General features: G+C 70.1%; 23 protein-coding genes. 15 read left to right on the top strand and 8 right to left on the bottom strand.

The features are described from left to right. Together NF556_RS18935 and NF556_RS18930 are read left to right on the top strand one after the other, a co-directional pair. Entirely contained in the window at positions 1-882 is an 882-nt protein-coding gene (locus tag NF556_RS18935; protein WP_252592745.1) for an NUDIX hydrolase, read from the top strand. A 27-nt stretch (positions 883-909) separates the two neighbouring features. After that, on the top strand, positions 910-1,701 hold the full coding sequence (locus NF556_RS18930) for an MBL fold metallo-hydrolase (RefSeq protein ID WP_252592744.1): 792 nt from the start codon (positions 910-912) through the stop codon (positions 1,699-1,701). A gap of 21 nt (positions 1,702-1,722) precedes the next feature. Here the strand turns inward: NF556_RS18930 and NF556_RS18925 are convergent, their stop codons facing one another. Continuing rightward, positions 1,723-2,400: a Crp/Fnr family transcriptional regulator gene (locus NF556_RS18925; RefSeq protein WP_252592743.1), complete on the bottom strand. Its 678-nt coding sequence runs from the start codon at positions 2,398-2,400 to the stop codon at positions 1,723-1,725. A 56-nt stretch (positions 2,401-2,456) separates the two neighbouring features. Here NF556_RS18925 and nth point away from each other — a divergent pair, with 56 nt between their 5' ends. Beyond that, the gene (nth, locus tag NF556_RS18920; RefSeq protein ID WP_425607080.1) at positions 2,457-3,191 is read left to right on the top strand and encodes an endonuclease III; all 735 of its coding nucleotides are present in this window, start codon (positions 2,457-2,459) and stop codon (positions 3,189-3,191) included. 113 nt (positions 3,192-3,304) lie between these two features. Then, positions 3,305-3,895, top strand: coding sequence for an NUDIX hydrolase (locus NF556_RS18915; RefSeq protein WP_252592742.1), 591 nt, complete (start codon positions 3,305-3,307; stop codon positions 3,893-3,895). Positions 3,896-4,103: 208 nt separating this feature from the next. Here the strand turns inward: NF556_RS18915 and NF556_RS18910 are convergent, their stop codons facing one another. The 3 genes from NF556_RS18910 to NF556_RS18900 all read right to left on the bottom strand — a co-directional run bounded on the left by NF556_RS18910 (position 4,104) and on the right by NF556_RS18900 (position 7,610). Continuing rightward, positions 4,104-4,532 (bottom strand): phage holin family protein, encoded by a 429-nt coding sequence (locus NF556_RS18910; RefSeq protein WP_252592741.1) that lies wholly within the window; start codon positions 4,530-4,532, stop codon positions 4,104-4,106. 475 nt (positions 4,533-5,007) lie between these two features. Then, positions 5,008-6,993: an acetate--CoA ligase gene (gene acs, locus NF556_RS18905; protein ID WP_252592740.1), complete on the bottom strand. Its 1,986-nt coding sequence runs from the start codon at positions 6,991-6,993 to the stop codon at positions 5,008-5,010. 137 nt (positions 6,994-7,130) lie between these two features. Next, positions 7,131-7,610, bottom strand: coding sequence for an AMIN-like domain-containing (lipo)protein (locus NF556_RS18900; protein WP_425607079.1), 480 nt, complete (start codon positions 7,608-7,610; stop codon positions 7,131-7,133). Between the two features lie 307 nt (positions 7,611-7,917). On the opposite strand from NF556_RS18900, the gene NF556_RS18895 reads away from it, so the two are divergent. The 5 genes from NF556_RS18895 (at position 7,918) to NF556_RS18875 (ending at position 12,544) form a co-directional block, all read left to right on the top strand. Continuing rightward, positions 7,918-8,787, top strand: a complete 870-nt coding sequence (locus NF556_RS18895) for a Fic family protein (protein WP_252592738.1) — start codon at positions 7,918-7,920, stop codon at positions 8,785-8,787. 511 nt (positions 8,788-9,298) lie between these two features. After that, positions 9,299-10,054, top strand: a complete 756-nt coding sequence (ssd, locus tag NF556_RS18890) for a septum site-determining protein Ssd (protein ID WP_252592737.1) — start codon at positions 9,299-9,301, stop codon at positions 10,052-10,054. Further along, entirely contained in the window at positions 10,051-11,217 is a 1,167-nt protein-coding gene (locus NF556_RS18885; RefSeq protein ID WP_252592736.1) for a TadA family conjugal transfer-associated ATPase, read from the top strand. The genes ssd and NF556_RS18885 overlap by 4 nt, the downstream gene beginning before the upstream one ends. Then, positions 11,214-11,939 carry a type II secretion system F family protein gene (locus NF556_RS18880; protein ID WP_252592735.1) on the top strand — a complete coding sequence of 242 codons (726 nt, stop codon included), beginning with the start codon at positions 11,214-11,216 and terminating at the stop codon, positions 11,937-11,939. The genes NF556_RS18885 and NF556_RS18880 overlap by 4 nt, the downstream gene beginning before the upstream one ends. Continuing rightward, on the top strand, positions 11,936-12,544 hold the full coding sequence (locus NF556_RS18875) for a type II secretion system F family protein (RefSeq protein WP_252592734.1): 609 nt from the start codon (positions 11,936-11,938) through the stop codon (positions 12,542-12,544). The genes NF556_RS18880 and NF556_RS18875 overlap by 4 nt, the downstream gene beginning before the upstream one ends. 76 nt (positions 12,545-12,620) lie before the next feature. On the opposite strand, the gene NF556_RS18870 is transcribed toward NF556_RS18875, so the two are convergent. Then, entirely contained in the window at positions 12,621-13,991 is a 1,371-nt protein-coding gene (locus tag NF556_RS18870; RefSeq protein WP_252592733.1) for an FAD-binding oxidoreductase, read from the bottom strand. A 30-nt stretch (positions 13,992-14,021) separates the two neighbouring features. Next, positions 14,022-14,849: a hypothetical protein gene (locus NF556_RS18865; protein ID WP_252592732.1), complete on the bottom strand. Its 828-nt coding sequence runs from the start codon at positions 14,847-14,849 to the stop codon at positions 14,022-14,024. Between the two features lie 209 nt (positions 14,850-15,058). Between NF556_RS18865 and NF556_RS18860 the strand changes: the two genes are divergently transcribed. From NF556_RS18860 to NF556_RS18840, 5 genes are all read left to right on the top strand, one after another. After that, positions 15,059-15,544, top strand: a complete 486-nt coding sequence (locus NF556_RS18860; RefSeq protein ID WP_252592731.1) for a Dps family protein — start codon at positions 15,059-15,061, stop codon at positions 15,542-15,544. Between the two features lie 76 nt (positions 15,545-15,620). Continuing rightward, positions 15,621-16,007 (top strand): hypothetical protein, encoded by a 387-nt coding sequence (locus NF556_RS18855; protein WP_252592730.1) that lies wholly within the window; start codon positions 15,621-15,623, stop codon positions 16,005-16,007. Positions 16,008-16,249: 242 nt separating this feature from the next. Further along, positions 16,250-16,462, top strand: coding sequence for a DUF4244 domain-containing protein (locus NF556_RS18850; RefSeq protein WP_252592729.1), 213 nt, complete (start codon positions 16,250-16,252; stop codon positions 16,460-16,462). A gap of 29 nt (positions 16,463-16,491) precedes the next feature. Beyond that, the gene (locus tag NF556_RS18845; protein WP_252592728.1) at positions 16,492-16,830 is read left to right on the top strand and encodes a TadE family type IV pilus minor pilin; all 339 of its coding nucleotides are present in this window, start codon (positions 16,492-16,494) and stop codon (positions 16,828-16,830) included. Then, positions 16,827-17,276 (top strand): Rv3654c family TadE-like protein, encoded by a 450-nt coding sequence (locus NF556_RS18840; protein ID WP_345780127.1) that lies wholly within the window; start codon positions 16,827-16,829, stop codon positions 17,274-17,276. The genes NF556_RS18845 and NF556_RS18840 overlap by 4 nt, the downstream gene beginning before the upstream one ends. Before the next feature lie 431 nt (positions 17,277-17,707). On the opposite strand, the gene NF556_RS18835 is transcribed toward NF556_RS18840, so the two are convergent. Both NF556_RS18835 and NF556_RS18830 read right to left on the bottom strand, forming a co-directional pair. Further along, positions 17,708-18,247 carry a hypothetical protein gene (locus tag NF556_RS18835; RefSeq protein WP_252592726.1) on the bottom strand — a complete coding sequence of 180 codons (540 nt, stop codon included), beginning with the start codon at positions 18,245-18,247 and terminating at the stop codon, positions 17,708-17,710. A 92-nt stretch (positions 18,248-18,339) separates the two neighbouring features. After that, on the bottom strand, positions 18,340-20,631 hold the full coding sequence (locus tag NF556_RS18830; protein WP_252592725.1) for a DEAD/DEAH box helicase: 2,292 nt from the start codon (positions 20,629-20,631) through the stop codon (positions 18,340-18,342). A 185-nt stretch (positions 20,632-20,816) separates the two neighbouring features. Between NF556_RS18830 and NF556_RS18825 the strand changes: the two genes are divergently transcribed. After that, positions 20,817-23,066 (top strand): sodium-translocating pyrophosphatase, encoded by a 2,250-nt coding sequence (locus NF556_RS18825; RefSeq protein WP_252592724.1) that lies wholly within the window; start codon positions 20,817-20,819, stop codon positions 23,064-23,066. Positions 23,067-23,145: the final 79 nt, after the last annotated feature.

The raw sequence follows: 23,145 nt of genomic DNA, 5'->3' as shown, positions 1-23,145 counted from the left end.
GTGACCTATCGCGACTTCCCGATGCCCGCGGGGCTTCGGCGGACGGTCCCTGGCGGGTCCGAGGCTGGCGGCACTGTCGAGGAGCCTGCTCCCGCCAAGGCGTCCGCCACGGTCATGCTGCTGCGCCCTGGCACCGGCACCGACGGGCCCGAGCTCTTCGTGCTCAAGCGGGCCGCCACGATGGCGTTCGCCGCCAACATGCTGGCGTTCCCCGGCGGGGGAGTGGACCCCCGGGACGCGGACCCCGACGTGCCGTGGGCCGGTCCTGACCCGCAGGAGTGGGCGCGCCGGATGAACACGTCGGTCGAGCAGGCCCGTGAGCTGGTCATCGCCGCGGCCCGCGAGGTCTTCGAGGAGTGTGGGGTGCTGCTCGCCGGCCCCGATGCGAGGTCGATCGTCGCCGACCTGACCGACCCGGTCTGGGACGAGGAGCGGGACGCGCTGCTGTCGCGTGAGCAGTCGTTCGCCGAGCTGCTGATCCGGCGCAACCTGGTGTTGCGCACCGACCTGCTGAGCCTGCGGGCGCACTGGATCACCCCGGAACTGCAGCCCAAGCGCTTCAACACCCGGTTCTTCGTCGCGCGCCTGCCCGAGGGTCAGATTGCGGACGACCGCAGCTCGGAGGCCACCGAAGTGCTCTGGGCCGCCCCCGAGCAACTGTTGGCCGCCAACGACGCGGGCGAGCACCGGATGCTGCCACCCACGCGCGTGATGATCGAGCAGCTGGCGCGCGCCGCGAGCCTGGACGACGCCCTCCGGCCCGCCGAGCGGGTGTGGCCCGTCCTGCCCGCCCCGGTCGAGCACGACGACGCGCTGTGGATGCGTGCGCCGATCGACGAGGACGGCAACGGGTTGCCCCCGACCGTCGCAGCGAGGATCTGAGACCGACCGCAAGGAGAGTTGCCCGTCATGACCCCGTGGACCGGTGGCCCGCTCAACGAGCGCGTGACCTGCACCCTGTGCCCCAACCCCAGCCCGATGACGTTGGAGGGCACCAACACCTGGATCCTGTCCGCGCCCGGAGCCGACGAGGCGGTCGTGATCGACCCGGGACCCCTCGACGAGGAGCACCTGCAGCAGGTCCTGACCGACGTCGCCGCCCGCGGCGCCCGCGTCGGACTCGTGCTGTTCACCCACGAGCACTGGGACCACGCACAGTCCCTGGAGCGCTTCGGTGAGCTGACCGGTGCGCCGTTGCGGGGCAACTTCCCGGGAGCCGAGCCGGTCTCCGACGGAGAGCTGTTCGAGATCGGTGGGCTGCGCCTGCGCACCGTGCTCACGCCGGGTCACACGATGGCCTCGGTGTGCTTCCTGCTCGAGGAGGACGGGATCCTGTTCACCGGTGACACCATCCTGGGCCGAGGCACGACCGTGGTGGCGCATCCTGATGGCCAGCTGTCGGCATACCTGGACACCCTGGAGAAGATCGCAGACCTGACCACCGGGTCGGTCACCACCCTGGCACCGGGCCACGGCCCGGTGCTGCCCGACGCCGCTGCCACGGTGCGGCAGTATGCCGACCATCGCCAGGAGCGGTTAGCTCAGGTCCGCGAGGCGACCGTGGGGCAGCAGGACCGGCCTCGCTCCGAGTTGGCGGACCTGGTCGTCGCCGAGGTGTATGCCGAGGTGCCGCGCAACGTGTGGCCCGCCGCCCGGCAGAGCGTGCTGGCGCAGCTGGACTATCTGGACGCCGGGAGTTAGCCCGGTCGGTGGTCCCCTGGGTCAGCGGGAGCGGCGCCGCAGCCGCTCGAGGTCGATCAGGGTCACCGACTTGGCGCCCAGCACCAGCCATCCGCGGGTCGCGAAGTCGGCGAGCGCCTTGTTGACGGTCTCGCGGGAGGCGCCGACCAACTGGGCCAACTCCTCCTGCGTGAGGTCGTGGGCCACCTTGACTCCCTGATCGGTCCGCTTGCCGAAGCGCACCGACAGGTCGAGCAGTGCCTTGGCCACGCGGCCGGGGACGTCGGTGAAGACCAGGTCTGACATGTCCTCGTTGGTGCGCCGCAGCCGCCGGGCCAGGCCCGCCAGCATCATCATGGCGACCTCGGGGTGGCCGTCGAGGAAGGCACGCAGGTCGGCGTTGCCCAGCGACATCAGCTCGGCCTCTGCCACGGCACGAGCGCTGGTGAGTCGGGGGCCGGGGTCGAACAGGCTCAGCTCACCGAACATCTCGCCGGGGCCGAGGACCGAGAGCAGACTCTCGCGTCCGTCGCCGCTGGTCCTAGCCAGCTTCATCTTGCCCGTGACGATGACATAGAGCGAGTCGCCCGGGTCACCCTCCTCGAACACTGACTCCCCGCGCGCCACACGCAGAGGCGTCATCGAGTCGGCGAGCCGCATTGCGGTCTCGTCGTCCAAGGCCGCAAACAGCGGTGTCTTCTTCACGACTTGACGGTCCACGGTGGTCATCCTGCCACTAAGACACCGCGTCGTGTCGAGTGTCCCAGTCGATGTCTATGGTTGGAGGCGTGACCCAGACGCTTGACACACCCACCGGAGAGACCCCGTTGGCGCTCACTCGCAGGGCTCGCCGGATGTATCGTCTGCTCGCTGAGCGCTATCCGGATGCCCACTGCGAGTTGGACTTCACCAACCCCTTTGAGCTGCTGGTGGCCACGGTCCTGTCGGCCCAGACGACCGATGTGCGCGTCAATCTGGTGACCCCCGAGTTGTTCCGTCGCTATCCCGATGCCCGCGCCCTCGCTGGCGCCGACCGGACCGACGTCGAGACGATCATCGCCTCGACCGGGTTCTTTCGGGCCAAGACCGAGTCCCTGCTCAAACTCGGGGTCGCCCTGATGGAGCAGCACGACGGAGAGGTGCCGGGTCGGATGGTCGACCTGGTCAAACTGCCCGGGGTGGGCCGCAAGACGGCCAACGTGGTCCTGGGCAATGCGTTCGGCGTGCCGGGCATCACGGTCGACACGCACTTCGGACGCCTCGCCCGCCGCTTCGGGTGGACGGCGGAGGAGGACCCGGTCAAGGTCGAGCACGCCGTCGGCGCGCTGATCCCGCGCAAGGACTGGACGCAGCTCTCCCACGTCCTGGTCTTCCACGGGCGGCGCACCTGCCACGCCAAGAAGGCCGCGTGCGGCGCCTGCCCGATCGCGCGACTGTGCCCGTCCTATGGCGTCGGCGAGACCGATCCGGACAAGGCCGCCAAGCTGGTCCGAACGGCTCCTCCCCGGTGACGGTGCCAGCCTGGCTCTCTGGGCTGGTTGAGCACGCCAGCAATCCGACTCGTGTCCGGCCCTTTCAGCGAGAGCTGCCGCCCACCGGCCAGCCGGGTCACCGGCAGTCCGCCGTGCTGCTCCTCTTCGCGCCCACGGGCGCGGGGACCCGCGGCTCGACCCAGCCGGCCAGTGCGCCGGAGCCGGTCGCGCTGGAGGACATCTCGATCCTGCTCACCGAGCGGGCGCACACTCTGCGCTCGCACCCGGGCCAGGTGTCGTTTCCTGGTGGCCGCGCCGAGCCCACCGACCACGATCTCGTGGCCACGGCCCTGCGCGAGACCAACGAGGAGGTCGGTGTCGAGCCGGAGACCGTGGAGGTGGCGGGGATCCTGCCCCCGCTCAACCTGTCGGTGAGCTCGCACGACGTCTCACCGGTCCTGGGCTGGTGGCCGCGCCCAGGCAGGGTGTGGGCCCGTGAGCCCGCCGAGGTGGCCAGTGTCCTGCAGGTCCGCATCGCGGACCTGGTGGACCCGGCCAACCGGTTCCGCGTCGGGAGTCCGAGCGGGTGGGTGGGCCCAGCCTTCAACGCCGGTGGCCTCCTGGTCTGGGGCTTCACCGCGATGGTGCTGGCCGACGTGCTGCACGTGGCTGGCTGGGACGTCCCGTGGGATGAGTCAGACGTGCGCGCGCTCCCGGAAGGGCTCGGCGCACGCAACGCCTGAGCCTCGCCACCGCGGACCGCGACCGTGGGCCGCACCTCCATCTCCATGGCGGGGCGTGCATTCAGACAGGCAACGTCAGGACGCATCAAGCAAAGGTGCAGGTCAGGGCGCTGCTGATCTCTGACGATGCTCACGTTGCCGGTCTGGGTGCACGGGATGGGACCACCTGTCGCGGGCCCGACATGCGGACGGGCTCGAGCGCGGGGGCTCAGGCTGCTGTCGTGCCCTTGTCCTGCGGCTTCACAGCCGCCTTCAGCGAGTTCACGGTCTGCTCGGCGTTGTTGATGGCCTTGACGGGCTTCGGCTGGGCCTTGTTCACCTGCAGATAGCCAGCGAGTCCCAGTCCGCCGATGATCAGCAGCAGCACGCCGGACACGATGAGCAGCCCGGCCCACATGGGCAGGCCTGCCGCCTCGATGCCCCAGGCGCCTGCCAGTAGGAGGAGGCCGAGCATGTAGAGGGCGAGCACGCCAGCGATGGCAAAGAACACGATGCCCTTGCCCAACTTGGTGACGCCCTCGGTCACCTCGGTCTTGGCGAGCTCGATCTCACTGCGGACGATGGTGGACATGTCGGTCGTCACGTCGGAGACGAGTTGCCCGATAGTCCGCTCGGGTGTCTGGTTGCCGGTCGTCATGATCACGACCCTAACGCGTGAAGGCCTGTGCCACAGCCCGATGGCACACCCGGCCCACAGACTGATGGTGGTTGGAGTCCCGGCCGGACATCACGTTAACGGCGGCGAGAACCTCGGCTGGACATAAAGGGGTGCCCACCCGACACCCCCTGTTCGTGTCGGGTGGGCACCCTGTCGACTCCGGTCCCGTGACAGCCGGTGCCTGCCGCTTTCCGAGGGAGTGGACCGCGGCTGCGTGTCGATGCCTTAAGTCTGCCGCTCCGATCGTCTGGAGGGGACCCCACGAGAGTAAGTTCTTCGCAAAGAAAACGCGGAAGGTGTGAGCGAGACCGCCACCACTCAGGCAGGCCGGACGTGCGAGATCGCGACCCCTCAGGTTGGCAGGGCGTGCGAGACCTCTATCAAAAGACGGGCAGCGCGTACGAGACCTGTATCAAAAGACGGGCAGGGCGTGCGAGACCTCTATCAAAATTGGTCAGCTCTCGCCGCCACCACCGCCCGAGCTCAGGCCCGTCTTGATCAGGTCCATCACTGAGCTGTCGGCCAGCGTGGTCACGTCGCCAACCTCACGCTTCTCGGCGACGTCGCGCAGCAGGCGGCGCATGATCTTGCCGGAGCGTGTCTTGGGCAGCTCGGCGACCACCAGGATCTGGCGCGGCTTGGCGATCGGGCCGATCTCCTTGGCGACGTGGTTGCGCAGCTCGGCGACCAGCTCGGCGCCCTCGCCCTCCTCGTCGGCCTCGGTGACCGCCTCCGAGCGCAGGATCACGAAGGCGACCACGGCCTGGCCGGTCATCGCGTCGGTGGCACCGACGACGGCGGCCTCGGCGACCTTGTGGTGGCTCACCAGGGCGGACTCGATCTCGGTGGTCGACAGCCGGTGGCCCGAGACGTTCATGACGTCATCGACCCGGCCGAGCACCCACAGGTTGCCGTCGGTGTCCTTCTTGGCGCCGTCGCCGGCGAAGTACAGGCCGTCGTAGCGCGCCCAGTAGGTCTCCTTGTAGCGCTCCAGGTCGCCCCAGATGCCCCGCAGCATCCCGGGCCACGGGGAGCGGGCCACCAGATAGCCGCCCGACCCGTCGGGCACCGAGTTGCCGGCCTCGTCCACGACGTCCAGATCGATGCCGGGGATGGCCACCTGCGTGGACCCCGGTCGCGCCGCGGTCACACCGGGCAGCGGACTGGCCATGATCGCGCCGGTCTCGGTCTGCCACCAGGTGTCGACGATCGGGGTGCGGTCGCCGCCGATGACGCGGCGATACCACATCCACGCCTCCGGGTTGATCGGCTCACCGACCGAGCCCAGCAGGCGCAGTGAGGACAGGTCGTGGGCGTTGGGGAACTCCTCTCCCCACTTCATGCAGGCGCGGATCGCGGTGGGTGCGGTGTAGAGGATCGTGACCTTCTTGTCGGCGACGATCTCCCACCAGCGCCCCTGGTGCGGGGTGTCGGGGGTGCCCTCATACATCACCTGGGTGGCACCCAGGGCCATCGGTCCATAGACGATGTAGCTGTGGCCGGTGACCCAGCCGATGTCGGCGGTGCACCAATAGACGTCGGTCTCGGGGTGCACGTCGTGGACGACGTGCGAGGTGAAGGCGCACTGCGTCAGATAGCCGCCGGTGGTGTGCAGGATGCCCTTCGGCTTCCCGGTGGTGCCGGACGTGTAGAGGATGAACAGCGGGTGCTCGGAGTCGAAGGCCTCCGGGGTGTGCTCCGGTGCGGCCGCCTCGAGGGCCTCGTGCCACCAGTGGTCCCGCCCGTCGGTCCACTCGACCTCGCTGTCGGTGCGCTTGACGACCAGGACGTGCTCGACGGTGCTCTCACCGGTGATGGCAGCGTCGACCGCGGGCTTGAGCGCAGAGGGCTTCCCGCGGCGATAGCCGCCGTCGGCGGTGATGACCACCTTCGCCTCGCCGTCGGCGATGCGGCTGCGCAGGGCATCGGCGGAGAAGCCGCCAAAGACCACCGAGTGCGGGGCCCCGAGCCGGGCGCAGGCGAGCATCGCCACGACGGCCTCGGGGATCATCGGCAGATACAGCGCGACCCGGTCACCGGTCTTCACGCCCAACTCAACCAGCGCATTGGCGGCGCGCTGCACCTGGTCGTGCATCTCGGCATACGTGATGTCCCGGGTGTCACCCGGCTCACCGACGAAGTGGAGGGCGACCCGGTCACCGTTGCCGGCCTCGACGTGCCGGTCCACACAGTTGACGGCGGCGTTGAGCCGGCCACCGCCGAACCAGGACGCCACGGGGGCCTGCGACCAGTCGAGCACCTGCTCGAAGTCGGTCTCCCAGGTGAGGTACTTGCGGGCCTGCTCGGCCCAGAAGCCCTCGCGGTCCTCCGCCGCCTTGTCGAACAACTCCTGGGTGCCATTCGCCTGGGCCGCAAACTCGGCCGAGGGCGGGAACGTCCGCTCCTCCTGCAGCAGGTTGGACAGGTTCTCCTCGGCCACGGTGCCTCCTCGAATCAGGGGTGGTCTCTCCACCACAGCCAACACTCTCACCGCACGTGTGGCAACAGCGGCCCGCCCCCGTCGCGACGACCGGTGCCCACCGAGGGGTCAGCGGTCGTCGCGGCCGGGACCAGTGGTCACCAGCGGTGGGCCACGTCGACCACCAGTCGTGCACCGTCACCCGGGCCGTCGAGCACCATGACCCGGAACGGGAGACGGGCGCGCACCCCCAGGCCGACGGTGGTCTGCCCCTCGAAGCTGCCTGCCAGCGCGACCTGTCGGAAGGTGTCCCACCCGCGCACGTTGACCAGGGCGTCGGGGTCCGCGGGGGTGTAGGTCGGTGCGCCGTCCTGGTGGGCCGGGGCGCGCAGGACGATCTGCAGGTCGGCGCCGCCGGCCAGCGGCACGACCTGCCCGGACCCGTCCCGGTGGACCGCGTCGACATAGCGCACGTCATAGGTCATCGACCGGGGCACGTCGGCCACGTCGATCACGAGACGGTCAAAGCAGGTATGCCGTCCGGCCCGGACATCCTGCACCGTGCCACTGGTGAGGGTGGTCCCGTTCGTCTTGGCCAGCGATCCCCACCCGATGCCGCAGTAGGGCTTGCCCTGCATCGCGGCACCCACGGAGACCGCCAGGGTGCGGGCGGCGGCCGACTGTGGCGGCGGCGCGCCGGGTGCGGGTGCGGCCGTGGCCAGGGCGAGGACGGCGACGGCGCCGGCCGCCCAGCGTCTGCGGGTGTGGCGTGTGCCTCGCGACCTGCGTGCGCTGCGGGCGAAGGGGGCCGATAGTGAGGTGTGCATGACTGCCTCCTGATCAGATGTCGGGTCGAGGCCTTCCGTCGGTGGTCGGTTCGTGCCCGCCTGTGCCCCGTATGACGCCGGTCGACTCGGGCCGGTTGGCGCCGCTTACGCTGTGCCCGTGAGATCTGGAACGGGCGTGGCCGAGCAGGTGCTGTCGTTGCTCGCACTGCCGGGCGTCGCCGAGGCGGTGGAGCAGACGCGCACGGCGAGCACCGAGCTGCGCTGGCACCAGGCGCTGCGGCGGCGCATCCCGGAGGCAGCCGCCGAGTCCCGGGTGCGCGGCGCGACGGCCACGGCACTGCTCGAGGGCTCCGAGCCCGCCGGGTCACAGGGCACCGTCAGGCTGGTGCGCGACATCATGCGCGGCGCTGTCGCCTGGTCGGAGGAGCTCGACCCGGTCGAGCGAGTCCTCAAGGCCGGGGTGCAGGTGACCGCGGCGACCGAGTTGGTCGGTGCGGCAGCGATGAGCAGCCCGGCGCAGCTGTTGGCCCGCCTGCACGTCGCCGCGACCGCTGACCTGCTCCCTGCCGAACAGATCGGACGTCCGCGCCAGGCGGGGGAGACCAGCACCGAGTTCGGCGACCTCGGCGAGGCGGTGCCGGCCGAGCAGCTCCCGCAGCGGCTCGGTCAGGTCTATGACCTCCTGGGCACGCTCCGGTCCGGCGGCTCCGCCCTGGTGGTGGCCTCCCTGGTCCACGCCGAGCTGGTGACGATCCGCCCGTTCGTCAGCGGCAACGGACTGGTGGCCCGCGCGCTCGAGCGGGTGGTGCACCGCGTCGGGGGACTGGACCCCACGGGGGTCGCGGTCCCCGAGCTGGGCCACGCCCAGAAGGTGGGGGCGGACTACCGAGGTGCGCTCACGGCATACGGTCAGGGCGGTGCCGAGGGAGTCCGGCTCTGGATCCTGCAGTGCGCCGAGGCCTCGGTGACGGGGGCTCGAGCCGGCACGGCCATCGCCGACGCCGTGCTCGCCGGGCGGCTGACCTGACCGTTGACCCGTTCCGCGACCGCTCCCGGTGAGGGCTGGCTCTTCCCAAAAGGGCAGTTCAGGAGTACAAAGGAGACCTGCAGCGGATCCGTCCGCTGCCGGCGGTGACGACCCGGGCACCCACGCGCGGCCAGTCCACTGATGGACCGTTCGAGGTCCGGCTTGCCGGGCCCGACAACGAAGTGCACGCACTGATCACCCGGGCCGCCACCGCTGCTCGTCACTATCTCGTCATCTCGACTTTGCCATGAGTTTGCTCAGGGCGGCTGGTGTGGTGCATACTTGACAGTACTGCGCTCCCCGAAAGGGTCGTAGCGCGGGTGGTGTAGGTCATCCCCCCCTGACCTACATCACCGACGGCCCCCGCTCCCCCCGCGGGGGCCGTCCCCTTTCCCCCTCCAATTGTGCGTCCTCCGTGGGCGGTCCACAGGGACGTCTCGGTCGCTGACCTGTCCACAGGTGAGCCCAGAGGTCTGGTCCCCGACCCGCAGCGGGTCGAAGGTTGCTGGCCATGACGGTGCGGCAAGAAGTTGTGGTGACCCCGGCCGGTGAGGGGTTCGTGCTCGGGGTGCTCGGTGCCTCCGGAGGGGTGGGAGCCAGTGTGCTGGCCGCGGCGTGCGCCGTCCGCGCTGCTGCTGCTCGTCGCGACGTGGCGCTCATCGATGGGCATCCGTGGAGCGGCGGCCTGGACGTTCTGGCGGGGATGGATCTTGTGCCCGGTCTGCGGTGGCCGCAGTTGCGTGACATCCGCGGCGACGTGGACCCACAGCGACTGGTCGGTGAGTTGCCGGCCAGCGCTGCGGGGGTGCGCTGCCTGTCCTGGGGCGCAGACACCCCCGCGGAGCCGACTGGCCCGCAGCCCGTGCTGTCGGCCGTGCGGGCGGCGGTTGAGATCACGGTGCTGGACCTGCCGCGACCAGGGGTCCCTGTCACGGGCCACCAGCGGTGGTGGTCGGCCTGCGACGAACTGGTCCTGGTGCTGGACGCCTCGGTGGCCGGCATCGGTGCTGCTGCCGCCACGGCGAAGCATCTCGAGGAGTCGACCGGGCAGGCTCTCGCTGGTCTCGTGGTGCGCTCGCCGACCCCGCTGAGCGACCAGACTCTCGCCGAGATCCTCGATGCGCCGGTGCTGGTCCGGCTGGGGGAGGACCGCTCGGTCTCGGTCTGTCTGGAGCGCGGTGCTGCGGTCGGCAGCGACTCAGGTCCCCTGGCGGAGGCGGCCGACGAGGTGCTGTCCCGGGTGCTGCCGATGGTGCGGGCGGCGTGAGCGTGAGTGACGAGGAGTCGGCCAGAGACCGTGTGTGGCAACAGATCAGGGCCGGGCGGACACCGTCTGCCCAGGCTGTCGACGCCATCGCCGAGCAGGAGTCGGTGCGCCTGGGCAGCGCCGGCGTGGCCTCGCTCCGGGACGAGTTGCGCAGCGAGGTGCTCGGTGCCGGGCCGCTGGAGCCGTTGCTGGCAGACCCCGCCGTCACAGACATCCTGGTGAACGGCCTGGACGGGGTCTGGGTTGATCGTGGCGAGGGACTGATCCAGCACCCGACCAGGTTCTCGGAGACAGACTCCGTGCGCCGCCTGGCGGTGCGCCTGGCGACCCTGGCCGGAGCACGGCTGGACGACGCCAGCCCCTGGGTGGATGGACTGCTGCCCGGTGGCGTGCGCCTGCACGCCATGTTGCCGCCGCTGGTGGCGGGAGGAGCACACCTGAGTCTGCGGATCCCGCGCCGCGACAGCCCGGACCTGGCCACGCTGCGGAGCTGGGGGATGCTCAACGGGCAGATTGAACAGCTCCTGCGAGATCTCGTCCGCCGGCGCGTGTCGTTTGTGATCACCGGCGGCACCGGCTCGGGCAAGACGACACTGCTCGGCGCCATGTTGCAGGCCGTGGACCACGGGGATCGGATCGTGTTGGTCGAGGACACCCGCGAGCTGGCTGTCCGGCACCCCCACGTGGTGCGGTTGCAGGGACGCGCCGCCAACGTGGAGGGCCGCGGAGAGGTGACGCTGACGACCCTGGTGCGCCAGTCCCTGCGGATGCGTCCTGACCGCCTGGTGATCGGTGAGGTCCGAGGAGCAGAGGTGCGCGAGATGATGAGCGCGCTCAACACCGGCCACGAGGGTGGCGCCAGCACGCTGCATGCCAATGCGGTCGCCGACGTGCCGTCCCGGTTCGAGGCGCTCGGTGCCCTGGCTGGTCTGCCCACCGATGCCGTCCACGCCCAGTTGGCCAGCGCGATCCGCGTGGTGGTCCACCTGGCCCGCGACGGTGGCCGGCGCACGGTCCGTGAGATCGGTGTGGTGCAGCGCGCCCCCGGCGAGCGACTCGCAACAGTGGTGCCAGCGCTCGGTCCCGACGGTGAGTCCGCGCCCGGCTGGGCGTTGCTTCGCGGCCTGCTCGGTGATTGCTCCGGAGAGGGCGGACGACCGTGAGCCTGCTCACCGGCGTCTGCGTGCTTGCTGCGGTGCTGTCCTGGCCAGCAGGGCGGACGGAGCGGGCTATCCGTGCCAGGGCGGCCCGGGACCAGCTGCTGCCTGGGAGCTCGTGGAGGCGATGGCGGGCCAGGCTCACCAGTGCCGGTCGACGTCTGGGGCTTGTTGGGCGAGGGTCGGTCAGCGAGTCCGCCCGGTGGTTGCCGCTGCTTGATCAGCTGTCGGCCTCCCTGCGGGTCGGACTCCCACCGGCAGAGGCCCTGTCGCTCGCACTGCGCGGCAGTGAGGAGCACGTGCGTCAGCGACTGGCCGTGGTCGTGGATGCCGCCCGTGAGGGACGTGCCTGTGGGCCCGCGTGGTTGCGGGCGGCTCGGTCGGCGCGCAGCGCCGAGCTGGAGCTGTTGGCTCGGTCCTGGTTGATCAGCGAGCGATTGGGCGCGCCGCTGGCGGACGCGGTGGACAGTGCTGGGCGGGCGCTCCGCTCGGGACGCGACCTGGCGAGCCGGCTGGAGACGGCGACCGTCGGTGCGCGCACCACCGCGACGATCCTCACCCTCCTGCCCGTCGCAGGCATCGGGATCGCGCTGCTGATGGGGATCACCCCGACCCAGCTCTATGGCACGCCCGTTGCGCTGGTGAGCCTCGCCGTGGGCGCCGGCGTGATCGTCGTCGGGCGTCTGATCGTCTCGCGCATGATCACCAAGGTGGTGCACCAGCAGTGAACGATCCACTGGTTGCCGCAGCCCTGGCCGCGCTCGCGGTGCTGGCCTGGCCCTCGCGCCGCGGTGCTCGGGCCTTCGTGGCAGCAGGAGCTGACCGCTCGCGCAGTGTGTGGGGTCGGGCAACTGCACTGTGGCGCCGGCGTCACGCGGAGCAGGAGCTCACCGTGCCGGACGTCCTTGATCTGTTGGCGCTGGCTCTGCAGGCCGGGGCGAGCACCGTTGGTGCGCTGCGCACGACGGCCGACCGGCTCCCCGGCAGCACGGGCCAGGAGCTGCGGTCGGTGGCGGCTGCTCTGGAGTGGGGTCTGCCCGACGAGGCAGCCTGGTCAGCGGCTCCCACGCGTTGGGAGCCAGCGGGCCGGGCCCTGCGGCTAGCGGCCCGAGCCGGTGTGCCCCCGGCCGATTTGCTGCGACGAGCAGCTGGCGACGCGCGGCGGGAGCGACTTGATCGCGTGGAGGCCGCAACCGCCCGGCTGGGGGTGCGGCTGGTGCTTCCGCTGGGGCTGGCTTTCCTCCCAGGCTTCGTCCTGACCACCGTGGTGCCGGTGATCCTAGCGCTGGCCGGAGCCCTGCTCAGCGGGGGAGGAGTGCTAACCGTTGAGTGACCCGCGATGGAGATTTGGGCGGGCAGGGAGGCGCCACCCCGAGAGCCATCACGCGCGAGGCGTCACGCGCGAGGCGTCACAGGAGCACTCCGGGGTTGAGCAGCCCGTCGGGGTCCAGAGCTGCCTTGATCGCAGCGGTCACCTGCATCACATCGGGGCCCACCTGGTCTGGCAGCCATGCCTTCTTCAGGCGGCCGACGCCGTGCTCGCCGGTGATGGTGCCGCCGAGGGAGATTGCCAGGTCCATGATCTGCCCGAAGGCAGCCTGCGCCCGGTCGTGCTGCGCCGCGTCCGTGGGGTCATAGGCGATCAGCGGGTGTGTGTTGCCGTCGCCAGCGTGCGCGATCACCGAGATCGTGACGTCCTGGGTGGCAGCGATCTCAGCCACGCCGTCGATGAGGTCGGGGAGGGCGGGCAGCGGCACCCCGACGTCTTCCAGCAGCAGTGACCCCAGGCGCTCCACCGCGGGGATCGCCGCCCGACGGGCCGCGGTGAAGGCCTCACCCTCGGCCGGGTCGTCGGTGGAGAAGCACTCGGTGGCACCGTGGGCCTCGAACGCTGCCTGAATCAGCGCCACCTCTTCGGCCCCCGCGGGGCCCGGCGCGTCGGACTGGGCGATGAGCAGGGCAGCCGCTTCGCGCGGGAGCCCCATCGTCATCATGTCCTCCACGGCGTTGACCGCGACGGCGTCCATGAACTCCAACATGGCCGGGCGGATCTGGTCAGTGACCGCAAGCACCGCGCGGCCGGCCTCAGTGACGCTCGGAAAGACTCCCACCACGGTGCAGGCGGGAGGCTGTGCCGGGAGCAGGCGCAGGGTGATCTCGGTGATGATGCCCAGCACGCCCTCGCTGCCGACAAACAGCTTGGTCAGGGGCAGCCCTGCCGAGTCCTTGATCTGACGACCGCCGACCCGGATGGCGCGTCCGTCGGCGAGCACCACCTCCAGGCCCAGCACGTAGTCGACTGTGACGCCGTATTTCACACAACACAGTCCGCCAGCGTTGGTCGCAACGTTGCCGCCGATCGAGCAGATCTCGAAGGATGACGGGTCTGGTGGATACCAGAGGCCGTGCGCCACAGCTGCCGCCTTGACCTCGGTGTTCAGCAACCCGGGCTGCACGGTGGCGGTGCGGGTGGCCGTGTCGACGCTCAGGTCACGCATCCGCTCGGTGGACAACACAAGGGCCCCGTCGACTGCCGTGGATCCTCCAGACAGGCTGGTCCCGGCGCCGCGGGTGACGACTTTGATGCCGTGGCTGGCGCACCAGCGGATGATCGTCTGGACCTGCGCCGTGGTGCTCGGGCGCACCAGTGCAAGGGGAGTGCCCGCATCCGGGTCCAGGGCACGGTCCTGCCGATAACCGGCCAGGATGTCGGGGTCTGTGACAACCATCCCGTCTGGCAGTTCGGCGGCCAGGTCGGTCAACGGCGCGTTGTCAGGCATGAGGTCACACTAGGGTGCCGCCGCTCCGGCTCAGGGAGCAGGCGCCTCGCTCAGGTCTGCGGAGTCGGTGTCCTGGGGTTCGCTCTCGTCCACCTCGAAGCCGCACTGCTTCGTCTCCATCGCGACCTGCTTGGTCAGGCGGGACTTGCCGGCAGCATGGGCGTCAGCGACCGTCCCGGAATAGATGGTGTTGTCCTTGGACTCCAGGTTGACGGCCGAGGCGTCCTGGCACAGGTGGAAGACCTCGCCGGAGCTGGTCCAATAGACCAGGTCCTCCCCGGTGATGTCGATGACGGTCGACGACTCCGCGGTGTATTGCTCGACCGATGGCGGGTCCCAGTCGACGCTGACCAGCGTCGCGATCACGGCCACCACGACACCGACGGTGCCAGCGATGGCCTTGTCCTTCTTGTCGAGGTCGTCGTTGAGCAGGATCATGACGATCAGCGGCAGGAAGGCGATGATCGTGATGATCGCGCCGAGCTGGTTCTGCACGAAGAAGCGCACGGTGTCCTTGCGCTCTGCGGGGTCCAGCCTGTTGGCCTTCTTCCACAGGAGCGAGCCACCGATCGCGAGCGCTCCGATGACCACGATGAGGCCGATCAGCAGCACCATGTTGATGTCGCTCTGCCGAAGGACCCAGAAGATCCCGACAAGTTCCCCGGCGATGGCCAGGGCCCACAGCAGCCCTGCCAGGAGTCGGAAGGTCCCCGCCTTCTTGCGCGCCTCGGGTGTTGCGGTCCAGGTCGACTCGACGTCGGGAGCGTGCTCGGTGCCCTTGCTCTCGCTGGTCCTGCTCGCGGGGGCCTTCTCGGCCCGCACGACCTTCTTGCCGGAGGAGGATCTCTTCTGGGCCATGGCAACTCCCGTGACTCGGCAGCAGTGGATGCGAGCACCCAATATGGCACGCGGAGCCGCTGGAGGGCGGGTGATCATCCCGAGTCACAGCCCCCGAAACGGTCTAAGGTCAGCCTTCTCTTGCTTGCAGGAAGGTCAGATGTGGAGGAAATTAGAAGGCACAGGGTCGCTGACCACGAAAGCGATCCGACTCACTTCAAGGAGGATCCATGACCACCACTCGCACCTCCGACGCGCTGGCCACCACTTCCGAGGTTGCCGCCGGGGCCGCCCAGTTGCTCACCCCGGTCGTCATCGACCTGGAGGCCCTTGTCGTCGACGGCAAGCAGGCCCACTGGCACGTGCGCGGCGCCAACTTCATCGGGGTGCACGAACTGCTCGACAGTGTTGTGGCCCACGCCCAGGCGTTCGCTGACGAGGCCGCCGAGCGCATCGTCGCCCTCGGCCTGCCGCTGGACGCCCGGATCGAGACCGTCGCGGCCAAGAACACGCTGCCCGCCCTGACGGAGGGCTTCACCTCCTCCGCAGACCTGATCCCCCAGGTCCTCGCTCAGCTCGACGCTGTCATCGCGACGACCCGCGAGGCGATCAAGGGGCTGGATGAGGTCGACCTGGCCAGTCAGGACGTGGCCATCGCGATCGAGCAGGGGCTGGTCAAGGACCGCTGGTTCCTGCAGGCGCACATCGCAGGCTGAGACTGACCGCCGCTAGCTCACAGCGCGAGTGCCATCAGGTTTTCCTAGATTGGTAAGGCTAACCTACACTCGCGGTGTGAGTCGTCGGCGTGGTCCCTCCATCAGGGTGTGCATCTTCGCGGCCGCCTGCGATGTTGCGGCCGCCCAACAGGTGCTCCTAGACCTCCCGGGGGACGCCTACGGACAGGTCTATCTCGCGGACGACACCGCAGACGGCCTGCCCCTGACGGCCCCGGAGCGTGTCCAGGTCAACCGGGTGCGACCCCACCCCGGGTCCTGTGCCTTGGCCGACGCTATGTCGGGATGGGCCGCCGAGTGGCTCCCCGAGGGTGTCGGACCGGTCGGTGACAGCCCGACCGTGTGGGTCCTCCCGGGTGCCACGACTGCCCTCGCGGCAGCAGAACACGAGTGTGTGACCCGCCTGATCACGGCCCTGCCGAGCAACCAGCTCATCCACGGCTGACCACCGGCAAGCGCCTCCTTCACCCGACGTGTCCTGACTCGCTGACCACCTAAGCACCTCCTACATCCCACGAGCCCCGACCCGCTGACCACCAGCGGGCGGGGCTTGTGCCCTGTGTGCACAGCGTCCGCCCCGAGGGCCGACTGTCCACAGATCGGGCCCAGGCCTGTTGGGACAGGCTGCCTGCGAGCGAGCCTCGTCCAAAGGGAACAACCAGTTCCTGTCAGGGATGGAGGCAAACCATGAGGAAGTCACTGGAGCGGCGTCACGGCTGGCGCCGACTGAGCGAGTCGCTGTCGGCCGCACGGGAAGCGGGGATGACAACGGCGGAGTATGCCGTGGGCACCATCGCGGCGTGTGCGTTCGCCGCAGTGCTGCTCGCCATTGTGCAGTCCGGTGGGATCGAGTCCTTGGTGACCAAGGTCGTCAAGGTGGCTCTCTCGGTCTCGCTGTGAGCACCCGCGGGCACCGTCACGAGGGCGGGATGGCAACGGCCGAGCTGGCCCTGATCATCCCGGTCCTCGTGGCGGTGCTCGCCCTGTGCCTGAGCGGCCTCGGGTTGGCGGTCGATCAGATCCGAGCCGTCGACGCCGCCCGGATCGCAGCCCGGGCCGCGGCACGGGGCGAGCCCGTCGACGCTGTGCGTGAGCTGGCGCAGCAGGCTGCGCCCCCGGGGTCAGACGTGAGCGTTGACAAGAGCGATGACCGGGTGCGGGTGACCGTGACGGCGCCCCCACGGACCCGGTATCTCTCGGCGCTGCCTCGCGCGGACGCGAGTGTCGAGGCGGTCCTGGAGCCGGCAGCACGAATGGGTTCGCCGTGAGGGCCGGTTGGCGGACCGACCAGGGCGTGGTCCGGGGACTGTCATCCCAGGTCAGGGGGCGAGACGGCGAGCGGGGCTCGGCAACCGTGCTGGGACTCGGAGCGATCCTGCTCATGCTCGCGGTGCTGATCGGCTTCCTGGTGCTCGGAGCCGCTGTGCGCGGGAGTCTGCAGGCCAGAGCCGCAGCCGACGCGGCGGCGCTTGCCGGAGCGGGCGTCCTGCTGGAGGGCGGGGACGGGGCCACCGCGTGTGGCGCGGCCGGTGACCTGGCCGCCGCAAACGGGGCAGATCTGCTGCGGTGTGAGCCAGCTGCCGGCACAACCGAGACGGTGACCGCCCGCCTGCAGGTCGAGGTCGCGCTGACGGTCACGGGGTTGCCGGGCCTGCGTGCCCACGCGGTGGCTCACGCGGGGGCTGTCCCCAGCGGTGATCGATATGACAAGTAGGCCCCCAGTGCCCGAGCCCCCGGTGCCTGAGTCCCTGGTGCCTGAGCCGCCGGTGCTGGGACCAACGGAACGGAACCTGCCGTGGCAGAGCGACTGATGGTGGAGACGGAGTCGGGCAGCCGGTATCTGATCGACCTGACTGCGATGACAGCGATTCGGTTGCCGACGCACACGGGTGGGACGCCGCTGGCGATCGAGGTGTGGCCGCCCTGGCCAACGTCCCTTGACGGTCGGTTGCGAAGGGACGAGGACGCAGTCGACCTGTTAAACCGGCCACGCCCCTGGCCGCCTGTCGTCGGTGAGTCCCTGCACATGCTCTTATCGGTCGTGCATGGTGTGGTGACGGCTCGCGTCACCACACCAGTCGTGTCGGTCACCGAAGTCGCCGACTGAACGCCGGTGGCTGGTGGGTGGGATCGCCGGGAGTCAGGTCACGGGCGATGCGTGCCAGGGGTGGTGTCATCTCGGGGATAGTCGCCCGGCAGGGCGACATCCGGGCCGGGGTCCCGGGGCGGAGAGGAAGGCGACTCGGCGGCGCGGTTGTCGGGAACATCCCGCTCGTAGGGTGCCGAGCCGGGGTGTGCCGGACCCAGGTCGGATCCGCCCGGGCGCGGTCGGTCCTCGGAGGTCTGGGACGACGGCACCGGGTCGGAATGACGCTGCTCGACCGGCGGTGCGTCTCGACGACCGGTCCGCCCGGTGTCGGTCCCACCGTCGCGGACTGCCGCCCGCAGCTCCTTGACCTCGCGACGGCGCCGGCGCTGGGCGCGCAGCCCCATCGTCAGGAAGAGCAGCCCCAGGACGAGCACGACCAGGGTGGCGGCGCCCAGGAGATAGAGGTGCATGGGCGTGAGCTCGACCGTGAAGACCCCGAGGTCGATCTGCAGGGGACTCAGGTCCTGGGTGCCGAACAGCATGTAACCGAAGACGACGAGGGCCGCCACGGCCAGCAGTAGTCCGAGGATGAGCACGATCTGCCTCCTGTGGGTGGGCGCATTCCTGACGGATGTGACAGTAGCCGCTCGCCAGTCGCACCGCCCGGCAGCAGGTGTGGCAGGGGAGCTCAGCGACCGGCCAGCAGGTGCTCGAGAGCTCGCACGGCGCCGGGTTTGCTCAGCGGCTCGTTGCCGTTGCCGCACTTGGGCGACTGGACGCAGGAGGGGCAGCCGTTGGCGCACTCGCAGGTGCGCACAGTCTCCAGGGTCGCGTTCAGCCACTGGGCGGCGCGGCGAAACCCCTGCTCGGCAAACCCGGCACCGCCGGGGTGTCCGTCATAGACCAGGACGGTCGGCAGTCCCGTGTCCGGGTGCAGGGCGGTGGAGACCCCACCGATGTCCCAGCGGTCACAGGTGGCGATCAGCGGGAGCAACCCGATCGAGGCGTGCTCGGCCGCGTGCAGGGCGCCGGGGATGTCGGCCTCCCCGACTCCGGCCAGAGCCAGCTCGTCCTCGGGCAGGGTCCACCAGACCGCCATGGTGCTCAGGGTCCGTGGCGGCAGGTCCAGCGCGTGCTCGCCGATGACCTCACCGGTCGGCAACCGCCGCAGGAAGGAGGTGACCTGGTTGGTCACCTCGACCGCGCCGAAGGTCAGGGTGGCCGGTCCCCACTGCTGCTCGTGGGTGGCGTGCAGGATCCGGAACTCGCTGCTCGAGCGTGCCTGCGTGCTCCACCCGGGGTTGCCGGCCACGACGTGCGCTGCGGCGTCTGGGAGATCCAGCTCGGTGACCACGTGCGGTTGGCCCTGGTGCAGATAGACCGCCCCGGTGTGCACGGCGGAGTGTGCGCGGGCCTCGTCCACGGTGCCCAGGACCCGCCCCGTGCGACTCTCCACGATCCGCACGGTCTGCCCGATGCCGCGCAACTCGACGTGGTCACTGGCCCGGTCGGAGCGGGCCCAGAACCAACCAGCGGGCCGGCGCCGCAGGACTCCGCCGGCGACCAGCGCCTCGGCCAGCGCCGGCACGCTCGGGCCGAACCACTCGGTGTCCGCCTCGGTCAGCGGCAGCTCCGCGGCCGCGGCCGCCAGGTGGGGTGTGAGCACGTGCGGGTTCTCCGGGTCGAAGACGCTGGCCTCCACGGGGGCCTCAAAAATCGCTTCCGGATGGTGCACGAGATAGGTGTCGAGCGGGTCGTCACCGGCCACCAGCACGGCCAACGACGGTGCCCCGGACCGACCGGCGCGCCCGGCCTGCTGCCACAGCGAGGCGCGGGTGCCCGGCCACCCGGCGATGAGCACGGCATCCAGCCCCGCGATGTCGATGCCCAGCTCCAGGGCGTTGGTCGCGGCCAACCCGAGCAGCTCGCGGCCACGCAGGGATCGCTCCAGCTCGCGACGCTCCTCGGGCAGATAGCCACCGCGATAGGCCGCAATCCGCGGCACCAGTGACGGGTCCACCCCCTCCAGGTCGCGCCGGGTCGCGGCCGCCACCGCCTCGACCCCGACCCGAGAGCGGGCGAAGGCCACCGTCTGCACGTCCTGCAGGACCAGGTCGGCCAGCAGCGTGGCGGACTCGGACACGGCGCTGCGCCGGACGTCCTCGCCGTCCAGCGGCGGCTCCCACAGGGCAAACGTGGTCGCCTCCCGTGGCGAGCCGTCGTGGGTGATCGCCGAGACCGGCTGTCCGATCAGGGCGCTCGCCAACACCTCCGGGTGCGCCACAGTGGCCGAGGCGAACAGGACGGTGGGGCGCGAGCCATAGCGCGCGGCGACCCGCAGCAGGCGGCGCAGCACCGCCGAGACGTGCGCGCCGAACACGCCGCGATAGACGTGGCACTCGTCGACGACGACATAGCGCAGCGCCCGCAGGAAGGGCGCCCACCGCTGGTGACCCGGCAGCAGCGCGTGGTGGAGCAGATCCGGGTTGGACAGGACATAGTGCGCGTGGTCCCGGATCCAACGGCGCTCGTCGGTGGGGGTGTCCCCGTCGTAGACCGCTGCGCGCACCCCCGGCACCGCCATCGCCTCCAGCCGGGCAAACTGGTCGCCCGCCAGTGCCTTGGTGGGGGCCAGATAGAGCGCCGTCGCGCCTCGGCCGGTGGGAGCGTGGCTGCCCTCCGCGAGGGCGGTGAGCACCGGCGCCAGGAACCCCAGCGACTTGCCCGAGGCCGTCCCGGTCGCACACACCGTGTGCTGCCCGGCCCAGGCACGCTCGGCCATCTCACCCTGGTGAGACCACAGGTGCGTGACCCCGGCACCGGACCATGCGGCATACACACCGGGGTCGACCCACTGGGGCCACGGCACCAGCTCGGCCTCCCGCCGCGGCAGGTGGCGCACGTGGACCAGCCGCTCACGTCGAGCCCCGCGGGCGAGGTGGCCCAGCGTGGCACGGGGATCGAAGGGGGATCTGGGCATTGCGGCCACCGTATGCGCTCGCCACACCGGGGGCGGTGTGTCGCATGTCACACGTGTCACCTAGTGTGGCCCCCGTTACAGTGGCGGCGAACAAGCCGCACACCAATTCGGTGCCGTCCGGTCAGTGCTGACCGGCGACTCCCAGGAGGACACATGCCACTCGCCCGTCGTTCGGAGCTGCAGCCATGAGAGATATCGACCTTTCCGGCGGTGAGATCTCGATCGTCATCGTCGTTGCACTGATCGCGCTGGCCGCGCTCGTGATGGGCTTCAAGTTCCGCCAGGAGGTGCTGGCCACCGATCCGGGCACCCCGAGCATGCAAGAGATCGGCAAGGCCGTGCAGGAGGGGGCGCAGGCCTATCTCCAGCGGCAGTTCAAGACGCTCGGCATCTTCGTCGTCATCGCCTTCCTGCTGCTCTTTGCCCTGCCCGCCGACGACACGGCCGTGCGCATCGGCCGCTCGGTCTTCTTCATCCTCGGCGCCGGCTTCTCCGCCGGCATCGGCTATCTCGGCATGAACCTGGCGACCGCGGCCAACATGCGCGTCGCCGAGGCGGCCCGCAACCTGGACCGCGACAAGGGCATGCAGATCGCCTTCCGCACCGGTGGCACCGTCGGCATGGCGACCGTGGGCCTGGGCCTGCTGGGCGCCGCGCTGGTCGTGCTCTTCTATCAGGGCAACGCCCCGCAGGTGCTCGAGGGCTTCGGCTTCGGCGCCGCGCTGCTGGCGATGTTCATGCGCGTCGGCGGTGGCATCTTCACCAAGGCCGCCGACGTCGGCGCCGACCTGGTCGGCAAGGTCGAGGCCGGCATCCCCGAGGACGACCCGCGCAACGCCGCCACCATCGCCGACAATGTCGGCGACAACGTGGGTGACTGTGCGGGCATGGCAGCCGACCTGTTCGAGTCGTATGCCGTCACCCTGGTCGCGGCGCTCATCCTCGGCTCCGCGGCGCTCGGCTCAGAGGGTCTCACCTTCCCGCTGATCATCCCGGCCATCGGTGCGCTGACCGCGATCGCGGGCGTCTATCTCACCAAGGGCCGCGCCGGAGAGAGCGCCCTGGTCACCATCAACCGCGGCTTCTACATCTCTGCGCTCGTCGCCGCCGGTGTCTGTGCGATCGCCGCGTTCGTCTTCCTGCCCGGTGAGGTCGACGGCCTGGACCTCGACCCGAGCGTGCGGGTGGCCGCTGCCGTGATCATCGGCATCGTCCTGGCCGCCTTCATCCTCTGGCTCACCGGCTATTTCACCGGCACCGAGTCCAAGCCGACCAAGAACGTCGCCAAGACGTCGCTGACCGGCCCGGCCACCGTCGTGCTGTCCGGCATCGGCGTGGGCTTCGAGTCCGCGGTCTACACCGCCGCGACCATCGCCGGAGCGGTCTTCGTCCTGTTCACCCTCGGCGGTGGCTCGCTGATCTTCGCGCTGTTCCTGGTGGCCATGGCCGGCTGCGGCCTGCTCACCACGGTCGGCATGATCGTGGCGATGGACACCTTCGGCCCGGTCTCCGACAACGCCCAGGGCATCGCGGAGATGTCCGGCGACGTCGACGGCGAGGGCGCCCAGATCCTCACCGAGCTGGACGCGGTCGGCAACACCACCAAGGCCGTCACCAAGGGCATCGCGATCGCCACGGCCGTGCTGGCCGCGACGGCGCTGTTCGGGTCCTACTTCAACGCGATCACCAACGCGGTCGACTCGGTCGAGGACATCAACGACATGATGAACTCCCTGATCGTCTTCGACCCGCGGGCGCTGGTCGGCATCATCCTGGGTGGCTCGGTCGTCTTCATGTTCTCGGGCCTGGCGATCGATGCCGTGACCCGAGCGGCTGGGGCCATCGTCTTTGAGGTGCGCCGCCAGTTCCGGGAGAAGCCGGGCATCATGAACTTCACCGAGAAGCCCGACTACGCCCGCGTCGTCGACATCTGCACCCGCGACTCCCTGCGCGAGCTGGCCACCCCCGGCCTCCTGGCGATCCTGGCGCCGATCGCTGTCGGCTTCGGTCTGGGTGTCAGCGCGCTCGCCGGTTATCTGGCCGGTGCCATCGGCACGGGCGTGCTGATGGCGGTCTTCCTGGCCAACTCCGGTGGTGCATGGGACAACGCCAAGAAGATCGTCGAGGACGGGCACCACGGCGGCAAGGGCTCGCCGGCCCACGAGGCGACCGTCATTGGTGACACCGTCGGTGACCCGTTCAAGGACACCGCCGGCCCGGCCATCAACCCGCTGATCAAGGTGATGAACCTGGTGGCCCTGCTGATCGCACCGGCCGTTGTGGGGCTGACCTACGGCGACTCCGCCAACGACATCGTGCGCTGGCTGATCGCGCTCGCGGCCCTGGCCGCGATCGTGGGCTCGATCTGGTTCAGCAAGCGCCGCCCCACGGCGATCGGCGAGGAGACGCCGGAGCAGGCGCAGCAGCTCGGCTGACCCTGCTCGCCCATGACGACCCCTGATCGCCAGTCCCACCGTGGGAGGTCCCACGGTGGGACTGGCGCGTCGGCGCCCC

The organism is Ornithinimicrobium faecis (genome assembly GCF_023923225.1).
In the GTDB taxonomy this organism is placed as follows: Bacteria; Actinomycetota; Actinomycetes; order Actinomycetales; family Dermatophilaceae; genus Ornithinicoccus; species Ornithinicoccus faecis.
The sequence above is the reverse complement of the archived record's forward strand: the minus strand, read 5'-3'. Positions and strand labels throughout refer to the sequence as shown.